This is a genomic window from Alkalihalophilus lindianensis (assembly GCF_032843265.1).
In the GTDB taxonomy this organism is placed as follows: Bacteria; Bacillota; Bacilli; order Bacillales; family Bacillaceae_D; genus Alkalihalophilus; species Alkalihalophilus lindianensis.
Genome location: NZ_JAWJBA010000406.1, coordinates 1 through 267, shown reverse-complemented (window position 1 = coordinate 267; position 267 = coordinate 1). Strand labels below are relative to the sequence as shown.

At 66.7% G+C, this 267-nt stretch carries 1 protein-coding gene; it reads right to left on the bottom strand.

Annotated elements, in window-relative coordinates; all coding sequences use genetic code 11:
• Window positions 1-267: homogentisate 1,2-dioxygenase (locus RYX56_RS22790; RefSeq protein WP_317124180.1), on the bottom strand; the 267-nt coding region annotated here is incomplete at both ends.

Genomic DNA, 267 nt, shown 5'->3' with positions numbered 1-267 from the left:
GGATCGAGATGGCGTACGGGTACATCTGCCCGTCCCAGCCCACCACGTCGAACGGGTGGTAGCGGTAGACGTACGGGTAGAGCTTGCCGTGCTTCTTGATGAGGACGGTGAAGCGCCCGGCCTCGTCCTTCGTCACGAGCTCGCTCGGCGGGCGGAAGTCGCGCTCGCAGTACGGGCTGTGCTCCAGAAGCTGCCCGAAGGCGTTGCGGTAGCGCTTGGGCGGGTGAAACTCGGAGGGCGCCTCGATGACGAGCAGGCGCGGCTGCA